Genomic DNA, 14,359 nt, shown 5'->3' with positions numbered 1-14,359 from the left:
AAAAAACATTAAGTTTTTTTTGAATAAAATATCTAAATATTTTTCTTAGTAATCGGTAAGCCTCAAGTAGAATGATTTTCAAAGAAAGGGGTACTGGGCCGATAAACCAGACTTGCAATCCCAATAGATTTTGCTATGAAAGTCAGAAAAATAACGGCGGGTTCTCGTACTTGGCTAAAAGCAGAAATATTAAAAGCAAATTCTGTAATAGAAACAGCTAATTCCCAATATGCACGTTTCTTTGTGCTTTCTCCTAGACGATCGTATTTTAATGTTCGACAGGTTTCTAAAAATCGAACAAAAAATCCTACACATAGACCCCCTCGTACCCAAGTATCTAGACTCTGTCCAGGCACCCAAGAAAAGAGTTTAAATCGACCTAAAGAATTGGCATAAGAAGCAAGTTCAAGCAAGTTTAAATCTCGTAGAAATGTAGGTACGCACATTACATCTACAGTTAAAAATGTCAAGTCTGTGAGATTTTCAAGCCAGGTATTTTCTTTTTGAATCACTTTAAGGTTTTGTAAATCAATTTGATGAGCAGCGCACCCGTTAAGTAAACGATCAGGCTGGGCAGTTAATTCTCCAACCATCCATTTTTGTAAAACTTGACTAAATTCTTTATCGTCTATCCAAGCTAAATCATACGCAGACATTTGTTTTAAAAAAGTTTTTAAAGAGGCCTGAGAAAAATCGTGAACAGTAGAATTTTGCTTAAAACCCTCTTCATTTTCTTGACCGATTCCCCAATTTAAACATAGTTGGTGCTCTAATTGTTTTTGCGTACGAAATTCATCAATTTTATTGGAGTCTATCGCATGAAAAAGTTGATAAGGAATTTTAAGAAATCCATAAAAATCAAGCGTGTTTGAAATGTCTAAAATAGCCACTAATTGAGGTAAATACGGACGCTCACAATAATAATTAATTCCTTGCAAAATTGATAGTGCCACAAGGCAAATTCGTTGAAAACCTTCAGGATCCAATCGAATTTCGTTAATTTCAAGAATGGTTGTTAATATAGTTTGTTGAGCTTTTTCACAATAATTTGTTAAAGATGTGCATACTGCGTGGCAGTAAGTCTGCATGCAAACTCCTTTTTTCTGCCTTGTACGAACGACGTAAGAATATTTACGAATAATCACTCAGAATAAGAGTCTTATTCTGAGTGTAAATAAAAGCAATTTACGCTGCTACTGCTGGATTATTAAAGCGAACCTCTCTATCTCTAGAGCGATCTTTCCAATATCTAATTAAACCAGCATTTTGTGTAATTACATCCACTAATGTGAACCAAAATGCAGTTCCATAGCGACTTCCACAACCAATTAAGATCATTTTACCAATGCTGCCAGTCAATTTAAGCCAGATACTTACATCCGATAAAATTTCTTTTCTCTTTCTTGTACGATCTTCACCTGTCTCTCCTTCAACATTAACGAACTCTCTAACAAAGCGCGAAATCTCAATTCCAGAGGCAGCAAAAATAAATATATCTTTTGGCGAATAAAAAACATTGCTAAGCACGGGAATTTGATCTAAAGAAATTTGTTCTAAATGTTTACCTTTTAAGTAAGATATTTTAATAGAACCAATTGCAGCACCTAATCTAGAAACAGTTTGAAACGCAACAACTTCATGTTTTTGCAAAAATCTTGCAGTATCTAAAAAATTGCCTATTCCATAGAGAACCGCGACCCAATTTGTTCCTTCTTTATATTTTGGAATTGTCAAACTAACTTTTTTTGTCAGTTTATCACGCTGAATAAAGTCACAGGCTGACCCAATAAATTTTGTTGCATAGTAGAGGTTTTTTTGACCCTCTAAAGTTTCAATGGCTGCATTAAATACGTTTGTATGCTTTATGCGCCCAATTAATTTTAAATTGGCAATGGCGGCTTTTGTCCATTTTTCAAACCCTTCGTGACGTAAGTCATAAATATCGTAAGCAGCTCTGCTCGGACCTTCTCCTACGTACCTAATTCCTTTTTTAACTTCACTGGAAACTAGACTAACTCCCTCACCAATAGTGAAAAGAGCGGAGTTAACCCCATGAGAGATATGGGAAGTGATGGCATTCATATTAAATCCTTATATCGTTATATTTCTGATGATTAACCGCCTAAGCAGTCATTGTTTCAAAATAATTTGGTTTTGGTCTTGCAAGGATGCAGGCAATACCAACTCCTTTTGTAATAATAGCCCCTGCATAAAAAAGTCCTGGAGAAACTTTTAAAATATTTCGATGATTTAAATAGCCAACTCCTTGGTAAACAAATTCAAAAAGAGAGCTGATGGCGTCAATTTTAGTATTTTTTCTTTCTGTTGGCGTGAGTTTTTCATCTAATAATTTACGCGTTGCTTCAAATAATTTAGCACCGAAAGCAAACGTTACACCACCTCTCACCCAAGTTTCTAATGACTGATATTTTACCCAGCCAAATCCACTATTCTGTCCAATGCGCATTGCCCAAGCACCTGTATCAACTAGATTCCAAACTCTGGTATAAAGACCTACGCAACCCATATTAATAAAAAGCCCTGTCACATCAACAATTTTATCTACAAGTGTTCGATGGTTAACAGGGATTGTCACACCGTTTAAATTGACTACATTCAGAGTAGGGCTACTTGTTAAATCAGCTATAGGTTTTTGCAAACGATTTTGCAGTGCTAACGCAAAATCTTCTGGGGAAGTATAAGCATCGTCATTAGCAACCATTGTGTCTAGCTGAGCTTGCAAATGCTTCTGAACAGTTTGTCTTAAAGCCTCCTTATCACAATCTGGAAAAATTGCATATAGCCTGTTTAAGATATTTTCTAAAGCTTGCGGAGCATTAATCGACTCAGCTTTTATAGGACATAAAAAACCACGTGGTTCTTTTAAAATCTGATAAAAATCATGCATGTTCGCAGTGGATAAAGTTCGTTCTAATTTTGGAAAAACAACTACCCCATAATGCCAATTATAATATTGGATAATACTGATAGCTATCTGCGCAGTTTTTTGAAAAATTTCTGGATTATTTCTATATTCATTGAGCTTAATAACACCTTTTCCTATTGACTGTAAGGCAGCCTGAGGGAAATCTATCACTGCATTTGAGCATCTACTTAAGAGATTCATTTCTTACTCCTCGAGAAATTTTGTAGGAATTTTATCATATTCAATCCCTGGATTAAAAATCAAGGTACTGATTAATTTAAATAAATACCAAAAAATTATAAATCGTTCTATGTTAGTTAGAATTTTAATATAAAATAAAAGTTGGTTATCAATATCAACCGTTTTTGGAAGCAAAGATGTAAATTTTTGTATTATTTGTCAATGCACTTGCACAGAAACTGGATTTATTAAAAAGTAGGCCTAGCTTGTTAAACTTATAAATAAAACTAATTAATTAATTAATTAAAATGGAGGCAAATTTCCTTTAAAAGAATCCCACTTAAAAGTGAGATTTGATTGGCACAAGATAAACGTCAGTTCTAAGACGCAGCTTTTGTTTATTCTTCCAAATTAAAAGCTTAATAATGATCCATTGCCAACACCCTATACAAAAAATAGTTCTCATTGCTATCCAGATATACCTAGATTGAACGGTTAGTATTTTCCAAGTGACTTTTAAAATCGAAAATTCTTCTCATGAAAAAGGCTGACCATGACTCCAAGCAAACTGACGACAGTAAAACATGCCATAAAAAAAATTTATAAAATAGATTCTGATTTTTTCGAATTAGCACATAAGAAACAATTTGGGATGCTTTTTTTTATTTTTGATCTAAACAAACTCTTTTTAAAGCATTTAACACTTCAATAGAAATATCATAATTTTTTATCATTATTTAATAAATTCATGATTAATTGTTGAGATTTTGCTTAATCTCTCCATTAAACAATTCTTCTTTCTTATATGCATGTGCTAAGTGTTTTTTAAATCGATATATTGCTTTAAGGAATAGATATTTGACAAAAGCGTCTTATTACAGCAAAAATACTACCTGTAAATTGAAATACTTTTTCTTCCAGGGCTGCAGCAGGATTTCGAACTATTCTATTTGAATGCTATATTCAAATTAGAAGATAAAAAAGAATAGAAACATTAGATTAATTAATAATTAAAAAAATTATATAAAATAAATTATATTAATTCGCTTATATTAATTAACTAAGAATTTTAACTGATTTTTTGACATCCCTCGGATCCATTGTTCAGAAGACATTGTTTTTTTTCCTTCCAGTTGAACCTCCACAAGTTCTAATGCTTGATCGCCAGTCAAAATTTTCAAATTTCCCTTAGAACTATCTAAAATAGTACCAGGACAGTTTGATGGATAAGGGATTACTCGCGTACGGCTGATTTTTAATCGTTTTTGCTCTCCATTAACTTTGACATAACACCAAGCTCCAGGATAAGGATTAACTCCTCTCACCAAATCGTGTAAATGTTGAGCTGATTGGTTCCAATCTAACTCGCAATCCTCTAGTTCAATCTTTGGTGCGAATGTTGCTAAATGAGAATCTTGAATTTGACGAGATGGTTCACCCCGATCAAACTGCTTGATTACTTCTAGCAAGGCATGCTTTCCTATTTGGCAAAGAACTTGTTCGAGCTCACCATAAGTCATTTCCGAAGTGATTTGCACTGATACTTTTTTGATCATGTCACCTGCATCCATTTTTTTCACCATATGCATGATCGTTACGCCTGTTTCCGTTTCCCCTTCAATAATCGAGCGTTGAATAGGAGCAGCACCTCGATATTTTGGCAATAAGCTAGCGTGTAAATTAATGCAAGCCCGTTTAGGCATGTCTAATAAATGTTGTTTAATAATTTCTCCATAAGCAACAACGACAAATAAATCTGCTTCATAATTTTTTAAAACAGGCGCGAAATCTAAAGATGACACTACTTCAGGTTGATAAAGGGGTAAGTGATAGCTTTGAGCAATTAATTTAACTGGAGTAGGAACAGGTATGCTTGAACGCCCTTTTGGTCGATCAGGTTTGGAAATAACAGCGACCACTTCCACCTGATTTTGCAAAAGGAATTCTAGGACTTGCGCAGCAAAAGGAGGTGTACCAAAAAAAATAACCTTCATTTTTCTATTTCTCATTACTTGCTTGCATTTAAAGGCTCAGTGGGTTCTTCCAAATTCAGTCCCTCCTCTTCCGTCTGAAGGCACATTAAACCCCTTTTTGTCAAACGACAAAAGTTGACAAAATGTTGAATTTCGGGAAGCGGCTTTAATTCTTGTTCAATTTGATTAAGTGCTTCTTGCATACGAAAACCTGAACGATAAAGAAGCTTAAAAGCTTTACTCAATTCTTGCCGAACTTCTAGTGTATATCCCTGTCTTTTCAATCCAACAATATTTAATCCCCCAAATTTATAAGGAATTCCAGCTCCAATTGTAAATGGAGGGATATCATGAGTCACACGACTCATTCCTCCAACCATTGCATTGCGTCCAATTCGAACAAACTGATGGATAGGAGTCATACCTCCAATCACAGCATAATCTTCCACAATCACATGTCCTGCTAATGTAGCATTATTACTCATAATCACTCGATTTCCAACGACGCAATTATGGGCAACGTGGCAATAAGCCATAATGAGGCAATTGTCCCCCACTTCTACTACTGATCCTTCTTGGCAAGATGAATTGATCGTGACAAATTCCCGTATCTCACAATTTTTACCAATCTTGACGAATGTTCTTTCACCTTGAAATTTCAAATCTTGTGTTTTCGTTCCGATACTTGCCATCGGATAAATAATGGTCCCTGCTCCAATGGTTGTGTAACCATCAATATAAGTATGAGATTTAATAACAACATCATCTTCTAAAATCACATGAGGTGAAGCAATCACAACATAAGGTTCAATGACGACATTTTCTCCGATAACCACTCCAGGCGCAATAATAGCTGTTGGGTGTATTTGACAAGAACTTTTCATGCAACATTCACTTAACTTAAAATATTTTAATTTTTTGAGATGTGTATTAAATTTGACTTTTGTCTACAAACACAAAGCCTATTTCAGCCTCAGCTGCAATTTTTTGGTTCACTAGTGCTTCAGCTTTAATTCGTCCCCCTTTGCTACTAAAATGCAATCCTTCGCCTTTCAAATGGAGAACATCGCCTGGTTTCACGGGCTGTCTAAATTTAGCGTGATTGACATTAAGCAAAATTGCAATTTTATCTCCCGGCCCTCTTAAATGAACCAAAATACCACCCGCCTGAGCTAACGCCTCTAAAATCAAAACGCCTGGCATGATCGGAGCATTAGGAAAATGACCTTGAAAAAAAGTCTCGTTAATTGTTACGTTTTTTTGCGCTAAGATATATCCTTTTTCTACATCGATTTCTAAGACACGATCGACAAGCAGAAAAGGATAACGGTGGGGTAAAATATTGATGATTTGATTGATATCCAATGCCTGTGGGTTATCTGAAAGATTAACCATCAATGACTCTCCATAGTGATATGTTTTAATAATTCTTTAGCAAAAAGAAAGTTTGTCAAATGTCCCGATCGAATCGCAATGATGTGAGCATGGAAATCATATCCCACTAAAGAAAGATCGCCGATCAGGTCCAAAATTTTATGTCGTGCCATTTCATTTGGAAAAAAGAGCCCACCTTTACTCAAGATCACTTCGTCTTTAATTACAACAGCATTATCCAAACTTCCTCCTTTAATTAACCCTCTATCCATTAAAGCAGATATTTCTTTATAAAGAGAAAAAGTGCGACAAGGAGCAATCTCTTTTTTAAAATTTTCTTCATTTACTATAACAGAATGAAATTGACCGCGCAAAAAGGAGGATCCTGGATAACTCAAGGTGTAGCTAATACGATAACCATCGAAGGGTAAAGCCACTAAATGAATATCACCTTCAGATAAGTATACAGGGTGTTTGATCTTTACAACGGGTATCGCTTGTTCTTGTGTTCTTATCCCTACTTTTTCAATCATTTCTACAAAAACGTCAGAACTACCGTTTCCAACTGGAGGTTCTATACTTGTAATTTCAATACATAAATTATCAATTTGATAAGCTTTTACAGCAGAAAGGACATGTTCAACTGTGTGAATACGAATATCATTAATTCCAATCGTCGTGCTGCGCGCAGTATCTTGAACATACTCAACAGTCGCTGGAATAATCGGTTGTCCAACCAAATCAATACGCTTAAAAACAATTCCTGTACCTTCTTTAGCAGGACAAAATCGAAGTCCCACTTCCTTTCCAGTATGAATACCAATACCAGAAAAAGCGGCAACATCTTTTAATGTACGTTGCTTGCGAACAATTGTTTCCAATGCTGGATTGACGGTCACGCATCAACCTTTAGTTATTTGTAAGAAGTTGAGTATGTTAATTATAAATTGGTTTTAAAGCAAGAAAGTAATCATGGCACTCAACAAAGTTTTCTATTAATTCTAATCAAATAATTCACCAATACAAAGATTTATTCAAAAAAAGAAACGTCGGAAAAATTTGTCTGCAATTGTCCAAATCATAAGTAAACTACTCAGGCATAAAATAAATAGGTCACCCCATTTTGCATATAGGGTTTTATAATGATAAATAGGGACTTGTACATAAAGAGAATCGGCTATTTCTTGTGTTTTCATCATATCTGGTCCTAATACATTAATTACTTGACCTAAAGAATCGATTGCTCCAGTGATTCCGGTGTTGCAAGCTCTCATCAAGGGAATTCCATTTTCAACTGTACGCAATCTCGCATGATCAAAATGTTGTTTAGGAAGCTTAGAATTAGGATACCAACCATCGTTTGTCAAGTTGACTAGCAATTCGGCTCCTTTTTGTCTATTTTCACGGATTAAATCGCCGTAAGTTTCCTCATAACAAATTGTTGCTCCATAAGGAACTGGTCCATTAAAAATTTTGGCTCCTTTCCCGCAAGTAAAAGAACCTGAAATACCATACCTGGCAGCTAATTCCCGGCAAAATTCGAAAGGAATATACTCTCCCATCGGAACAAGTATACGTTTTTCATACCTTTCAGCAGGACGCTGATCAGGAGAAAAGTGAAAGGCAGCACTATAAGATGCATGATATGTTTTTTCTTCATCAAGATAGACACTATCTTCAAATCCCACGACAACATAAGACTGAAATAAATTAGCCAAGGATTTCACGATAAAAGCGTTAGAAACGAGCCATTGATTTCCTCGATCAGACGATAAAAATGAAGCATAAGGAGATATTAAAGGAGCAAGGGACTTTAAAGCTTCAAATCCAAATAGCTCTTTCCACAACTTCTTGATATTTTCTAAAGGAAAAACTGGGTGATATGTTCCATAAGGAACTACATATTCGGGTAGAACAATCAAATCAATTTGGCGACCTTTTTGTTTTTGCATCGTCGATAAAATCTGATGCCATTCTTGTAAAACAAAGTTACGTGCCTCTTCCGCACTTTGAAATCCCAAATTTTCTTCGATCGGAAGGGCAGGTTGCACAAGTACCGCAGAAATGGATCGTGTGTTTTGATTCATTTGATTTAAGTGGTAATAAAAATGGCTTCCCCCCATTAAATAAGGACTCAAAGCACATCCAATCGCTAAACTTATTTCTATTTTATTCCATCCAAAAAACCAGGCCCTTAGCATCCATAAATTGGTTAACATTACCCAAAAAGAAAGAAAATAGACTCCTCCGATCGAAGCAAATTGAAGAGGATAAATGAATCCTGATAAAGCAATACCTACTGGATTAAACGATAAACCTGATAAAATGAATAAACGTGACCATTCTAACCAAACCCATAATCCTGCTAAACCAAATAAATAAGAAACTCTTTTTAGAGTAGAAGGTTGAATGGCTAAAGCCAACAGGCCAAATTGTGCTCCCATCAACCATGCACAAAAAAATAGCACCCCATAGATGTAAAAATAAGGATGAGAGACAAACCATCCAAGCTGCACCATTTGTACTGCTGCATACCACCCCATTGCTAAACAAAAGCGCTCTTTTTTAGAAGAAATTGTCAGCAAAATGCGCCAAAAACAGGTAAACCCACCAATCGACGCCAAAAGCCCTAAAGATATACTCCAAGCAGGTTGACCAAAAGCCACAATAAGGAAAGAGAAGAAAAACCCTCCCCATTTCTGAAGAGGGCTTAAATTTGTATTTTCAGAAGAAAAAAAAGCTAGCATACGAATTACAGACTTTTGTCAATTATTTTGAAATTGACATCATTGCATATCAATGAGAAAAGATCGATTATAAAGATATTTATCCAAACGTGATCTATTAAAAAAAGCCCGCTGATGGCAATTTGGATCAAGCAAACAGTCTTTCTAGTTATTGTTTTTTAATTTCATTCAATGAGTTTTTATTCTGCTAGCTCAATTCAAATTCTTTAAAAGGTTTTTTACCTTTGCTTGTTATCTCGGATATGAATTTAACAATATAGGATAACTTTTTAAATAATCCCTTGTCATACTCATTTTTTATTAAGCTCATTTCACCAAGTAATTTTACAAAATCTCGATAATTTGTCTTAAATTCTTCAATGTCTTTGAAAGGCCCTCCCCAGGTTTGATATTGAGACTTGCTAAACTCTTTATTTCCTTCTACAAATTCCCTTTGAATTGAAATTAAAATAAATGGAGTAAGTTTATCAAAGAATAAATCAATATCAGTAGTTTCTTGATCACTAATTTTAAAAGAAATTTGCTTTATTAAATCTTTTCTTAATTTTTCAATTCGTTCTTTAGCTTGTGCAAGATCTATCTCTCGAACTCTAGCAAGGTGTTCTTCTATGGATCGTTGACCGTCAGCTTTTCCTTTTGAATTTTCGCGATGTTTTTCTTTTAATTTTTTTAAGTAAAATTCAAGATAATTTTTAAACGGTTCAATTTCGTTTTCTACATCTGGGGTTTCTTCAATCATACTTCGCATCATTGAATTTTTCTTTACAGGCCCAAATTTTCCCCATTCCAAAGCTTCAATAAGCCCTTCGATTTCAATGATAAGTTCATGTAAAGCAGGGCCCATATATTTATCTAGCGAGCTTTTATGTTTAGGACGTAGCTCAAAATTCCCCGATTTTACCCTATCCACAGTTGTTGACGTTGATTTAAGTTTTTCATAGCATCCACAAATTTGCTCAAGTAAGTTAGCTCTATTGTCATGGTCATTTGGCAATTCTCCATTTTCCAAAGTTGAAACTGTAAATGCTCTATCATTTTGTGCTGAGGATTCAAATGTCGCAGAACAAGCTAAAACGTTCAGGATAGAAATTTCAGCAACTGTTTCCATGTTTGAAACGACAGATTCAATTTGTTCCAAGGCGTTTTTGGACTCTTCTTCTTTAGCGATAGTCTCTTCTAAAACTTTAATTCTATTTAATAACTTTTGCTTCTCAATTTCCAAACTATTAATCTTTTCTTGCAACTGATTAGCATCTATTTTTGAAGATTCAACTTGCAATGATAAAACTTGCTTTTGTTCTTCTGCTGCCGCTAATTCTGTTTTTATAGATTGGATTTGTTGTTCTAATTCTTTTTTTGATTCTATGAGACGTTGATTTACTAATCTTTTACCCTTTAACATTTTCAACGCATCTGCTGAAAACTCGGTAAGTCGATTTTTCTCTTCCTCTATTTTTTTTTCTGCTTCTATAACTTTATTATTTGCCCATAGTGTTGCTTGTCTTTCCTCATTTAATTGTCGCTTGAGGGTTTCTAGTTGATTTTTTAAATCCTCTTTTTCTTGATCTAGATGCTCTTGATGGTTTCGATTGAGAGTAGATAACTGCTTATTCAACTCAGTTAGCTGACCTTGAAGATCAACAATTGTGTTTTCTTTACTAGCGTTGTCTTTCCGTTCTTGTTCGACTTGTTCTAAAGCCTTTTTTAGGGACGCTTCAATCTCAGCAATTTTACTTAATAACGTCGTTTTTTCTAATTCTAAATCCTCAGCCTGAGCTTCACGTGAAGCTTTTTCTCTTTGTAGATTTTGCAAAGCTTGATTGGCTTGTTGTAAAGCCTGCTCATCTTGACTTTTCTTTTCTTCTAAAGATCGAATATCTTTTTGCAATGTGTTAAGATTAGGAGTCAAACTTCCCAGATCTCTTCTAGCCACTTCTAAATCAATCTTTTTTTGATTGAGCTCTTGTTGTTGCTTGCTAAGTTGATTTTTTAAAGATGTGATCTTATCCTTTAATGTTGAGTTTTGCTTTTCAGACAAATTTTCTAAGCGTGAACGAACAAACTGATAAGCACTTTCGGCATTAATAAGGTAAATGAAAGGCAGAATGGCTGCAGTAAAAATACTTTCAACTAGACGATTGAGGTGAATGAGAGAAGAAGCTAAGCCGGAACTACGAGATGTTGACAAAGAAGCGGAAAAAGGGGTTACAACAAAATTCCAAGGGAGTGTCAACCCACCTAGAATAAATTTACTAGCAAATCCTGTTGCGTGAACTATTACATCAACGGCACTAGCACTAATAATAGCAACAGGACTCACAAGCTTAGCACCAAAAGCTTTTAAATAGCTTTCTTGGTTTAAGCTATATAAATAAGTTGTTGTTTGAGCTGTCAAATTAAAATTTTCAAAAGAAGTTAATGGACTTGGCATTAGAATCTCCTAAAATAGAGATATTATTAGGCTTATTTCTGCAAATCTTATTACAAGGAAATTAAAAATAAATAAAAATCTTATTAAGAAAAAGTTAACAAAGGATTATTTATCTAATCAATTTTTTAATCATTGAATATTATAGTTTCTTTGTTCAACTCTAATTTTGAACTAATTATGGCTTCTAGAAGGCTTAAAGGATTCAAAGGTTTTTTTTCCGCTAAACCTTGTTGATAAAAAACTGTCGATGGGGTAAGCCCTGGAAGGGTATTAGCTTCAATAACAACCATTTTTTTTGTCTCTCGATGATAAAAAATATCAAGTCGAGCATAATTTTGAATTTGCAAAGTATCTGCTGCTTTCTCAATTAAAAATTTAATTTGAGAAACATCTTCAGAAGTTAGAATTTTTTCTGGAGGTGGGGTTAAATTAACTCCCGTCCCCCCTTGAAATTTTTCTTCCAAACTTAAAACGGCTCCTTCAGCAAGTGTAATGCTTGGATTCAATGAGCGATAAATTTGATTATGCTCAAGTACTCCGACAGTCAATTCTACCCACCCTTCTTTTATTTCATAAATTAGCTCTCCTTGATCAAGGATAATTCGATCTGTTTCGATATAAGGTTCTAATAAGTATTCAACACAAGTTGATGAAGGCATTTCAATCACGTCTTTTTGTTGGTTAAAAGAACCTTTTGGAATTAACGAAACGTTATTTTGAATAAACGCAAAATACCTTTCCAAATCTGCCCCAGATTCTAATAAAACAATTCCGGCGGAACATCCATCTTGACGTGGTTTAATAATTAGTCGATTCGATCTTAATGAAATACAAATTTTATTCCATTTTTCCAAAAAGTATTTTGTAGATTGACCGAACAAATTGGCAGCTTCTACACATTCTTTAGGAAGCGAAAATATATTTGGATGTTTGAGCTGTTCAATCATCTGACCTGTTAAAAATTTATCCATACAAATGGAAGAAGTTTTTGCACAAGAGCCATTATAATTCAGTTGGTTTTTTTCCAATTCTTTTTGCAAAATTCCATTTTCCCCTTCCCCTCCATGCATAGCAATAAAAACAAAAGCGTGGTTAGAGGCAGAAAGTTGATAAAAATCTTGTAGACACATGCTAGAAGGATTTTCTTGAAAATTACATGGAATACCAAGCTGCTCGCAAATAGAATTAAAATAGTTCGGAGGGTTTTTGTTCGATGCTTCTCTAGTTAAACACCTATGTAAAATTTCTTCAACTGTATGATCCAATGTATAAGCATAAGGTAGTTGCCAGATTAAGTCATTTTTTCCATAGAAAAAAGGGATAGGATGATACTTAGATGATCGTAAAAGTTTTAACCAAACATTTGTTCCACTCATTAATGAAACTTGTCTTTCTGCATTTTTGCCTCCAAACAGAACATGAACCTTTTTTTTTTCTAGTATCGATTCATCAACAAAGGTTGGAGGAGTCAATTTACATCTCAAACACGCACTTGTAATGATCAAACGAAACACATCGCGATGAGTTAATCCAAGAAGAGAGGCTTGCCTAAAAAGAAAACTGTTCTGCTCCATTCCACTAATTGGATTAAGATCAGTAAAATAAATTGTTCCATCATTTAGTAACCAACCATCTAAACGAGCGAAATCGCGCATATGAAATAATGTAAAAATTGCTTCGGCTTTTTGTCTAATGCCTTGAATAATCGTCTCATCAAAGCGTGCAGGGGTATGATAAGTTGTTTGGTTTGTAGGAAGATATTTTTTTCGATAATCAAAAATCTGATGGTTTTGATAACTCATTTCAATTTCAGTCGGAATTAAAGCGACAGGTTTACTTTGTTGATTTTGAAGGACAACAACGGTAAATTCTGTCCCTTCACAAAAAGGCTCTATTAGGGCTCGTTTAGCTATTCCTTGCTGGAAAAGCATTTTAATTTTTTCAAAAGCATCTTCTGGAGTTTGAACAGAGGTCACACCTATCGAAGATCCACCCATGGTTGGTTTAACAATAGCTCTTTTTAACTGATGCTGTTCAAAAAAAAATTTAATAGGTGCCAAATCATTGGTTTCAGGACTCACTTCTAATTTCATAAAAGTCGGAAATCGATTTTGATGTAGGATTTGCGAAGCATGATATTTACAAAACATTTCTGCACAGGCTTGACTACCTGTTCCTACAAAAGGAACATCTATTTCTTCCAAAATTTTTTGTAATTCTCCATCTTCACCAAATATTCCATGAATAACAGGAAAAACCAAATCTATATTTCTTAAAATTTTTTTCAATTCTTCTCGATTCATTGCTTGCGCTGACTTTTTTAATTTAAAATCAAAATCCGCCGGAGTATTTGAATAAAGTTGAGCTGTTGAAATAAGATAAAAAAAATTTTGATAGTCTACGTAAATAGGAATAATCTCTATAAACTCAGAAGCCAAATGATCTAGAACAGAACGAGCAGAATTCAGAGATATCCCTCTCTCTAATGAAGGACCTCCACAGATAAGAGCTATTTTAAACATGAACCTTTAACCTGATAGTCAAGAATGTGAAAAATAAGTGTAATAAACTTAATATAATTAGTCGATGATGAATTATTCTAGAAACCATTTTTAAAGAAGTAAGGGAGATAATTTTTAATTAAACTGGTTTTTCTCATTACCTAATTCGTTTCATCATTTATCAAACAACAGTTTATGAGATAATTCTATTTAGAATAATCTTTGCC

10 protein-coding genes are annotated in these 14,359 nt (G+C 34.3%); all 10 read right to left on the bottom strand.

Going from position 1 to position 14,359, the window contains the following annotated elements:
- Positions 1 to 62: 62 nt before the first annotated feature.
- Positions 63 to 1,088, bottom strand: coding sequence for a hypothetical protein (locus BU804_RS06825; protein ID WP_075883499.1), 1,026 nt, complete (start codon positions 1,086 to 1,088; stop codon positions 63 to 65).
- A 97-nt stretch (positions 1,089 to 1,185) separates the two neighbouring features.
- Positions 1,186 to 2,082: a hypothetical protein gene (locus tag BU804_RS06820; RefSeq protein ID WP_075883498.1), complete on the bottom strand. Its 897-nt coding sequence runs from the start codon at positions 2,080 to 2,082 to the stop codon at positions 1,186 to 1,188.
- A gap of 40 nt (positions 2,083 to 2,122) precedes the next feature.
- A complete protein-coding gene (locus BU804_RS06815) occupies positions 2,123 to 3,127 on the bottom strand; it encodes a hypothetical protein (protein WP_075883497.1) in 1,005 nt (334 codons plus the stop codon).
- Positions 3,128 to 4,158: 1,031 nt separating this feature from the next.
- On the bottom strand, positions 4,159 to 5,100 hold the full coding sequence (fmt, locus tag BU804_RS06810; protein ID WP_075883522.1) for a methionyl-tRNA formyltransferase: 942 nt from the start codon (positions 5,098 to 5,100) through the stop codon (positions 4,159 to 4,161).
- 14 nt (positions 5,101 to 5,114) lie between these two features.
- Entirely contained in the window at positions 5,115 to 5,963 is an 849-nt protein-coding gene (gene lpxA / locus BU804_RS06805; RefSeq protein ID WP_075883496.1) for an acyl-ACP--UDP-N-acetylglucosamine O-acyltransferase, read from the bottom strand.
- A gap of 46 nt (positions 5,964 to 6,009) precedes the next feature.
- Positions 6,010 to 6,474 (bottom strand): 3-hydroxyacyl-ACP dehydratase FabZ, encoded by a 465-nt coding sequence (fabZ, locus tag BU804_RS06800; RefSeq protein ID WP_075883495.1) that lies wholly within the window; start codon positions 6,472 to 6,474, stop codon positions 6,010 to 6,012.
- The gene (lpxC, locus tag BU804_RS06795) at positions 6,474 to 7,352 is read right to left on the bottom strand and encodes a UDP-3-O-acyl-N-acetylglucosamine deacetylase (protein ID WP_075883494.1); all 879 of its coding nucleotides are present in this window, start codon (positions 7,350 to 7,352) and stop codon (positions 6,474 to 6,476) included. Before lpxC ends, fabZ begins: the two co-directional genes overlap by 1 nt.
- Positions 7,353 to 7,487: 135 nt before the next feature.
- Positions 7,488 to 9,200, bottom strand: a complete 1,713-nt coding sequence (lnt, locus tag BU804_RS06790; protein WP_075883493.1) for an apolipoprotein N-acyltransferase — start codon at positions 9,198 to 9,200, stop codon at positions 7,488 to 7,490.
- Between the two features lie 187 nt (positions 9,201 to 9,387).
- Complete coding sequence (locus BU804_RS06785) at positions 9,388 to 11,631, bottom strand: hypothetical protein (protein ID WP_075883492.1); 2,244 nt, start codon at positions 11,629 to 11,631, stop codon at positions 9,388 to 9,390.
- A 125-nt stretch (positions 11,632 to 11,756) separates the two neighbouring features.
- Positions 11,757 to 14,153, bottom strand: a complete 2,397-nt coding sequence (locus BU804_RS06780; RefSeq protein WP_075883491.1) for a hypothetical protein — start codon at positions 14,151 to 14,153, stop codon at positions 11,757 to 11,759.
- Positions 14,154 to 14,359: the final 206 nt, after the last annotated feature.

It is taken from the genome of Candidatus Protochlamydia sp. W-9 (assembly GCF_001950615.1).
In the GTDB taxonomy this organism is placed as follows: domain Bacteria; phylum Chlamydiota; class Chlamydiia; order Chlamydiales; family Parachlamydiaceae; genus Protochlamydia; species Protochlamydia amoebophila.
The sequence above is the reverse complement of the archived record's forward strand: the minus strand, read 5'-3'. Positions and strand labels throughout refer to the sequence as shown.

Excerpts from the sequence above, each read along its gene's own strand:
- BU804_RS06825 (WP_075883499.1), bottom strand. The coding sequence starts at position 1,088 with ATGCAGACTTACTGCCACGCAGTATGCACATCTTTAACAAATTATTGT.
- BU804_RS06820 (WP_075883498.1), bottom strand. The coding sequence starts at position 2,082 with ATGAATGCCATCACTTCCCATATCTCTCATGGGGTTAACTCCGCTCTT.
- BU804_RS06815 (WP_075883497.1), bottom strand. The coding sequence starts at position 3,127 with ATGAATCTCTTAAGTAGATGCTCAAATGCAGTGATAGATTTCCCTCAG.
- fmt (WP_075883522.1), bottom strand. The coding sequence starts at position 5,100 with ATGAAGGTTATTTTTTTTGGTACACCTCCTTTTGCTGCGCAAGTCCTA.
- lpxA (WP_075883496.1), bottom strand. The coding sequence starts at position 5,963 with ATGAAAAGTTCTTGTCAAATACACCCAACAGCTATTATTGCGCCTGGA.
- fabZ (WP_075883495.1), bottom strand. The coding sequence starts at position 6,474 with ATGGTTAATCTTTCAGATAACCCACAGGCATTGGATATCAATCAAATC.
- lnt (WP_075883493.1), bottom strand. The coding sequence starts at position 9,200 with ATGCTAGCTTTTTTTTCTTCTGAAAATACAAATTTAAGCCCTCTTCAG.
- BU804_RS06785 (WP_075883492.1), bottom strand. The coding sequence starts at position 11,631 with ATGCCAAGTCCATTAACTTCTTTTGAAAATTTTAATTTGACAGCTCAA.
- BU804_RS06780 (WP_075883491.1), bottom strand. The coding sequence starts at position 14,153 with ATGTTTAAAATAGCTCTTATCTGTGGAGGTCCTTCATTAGAGAGAGGG.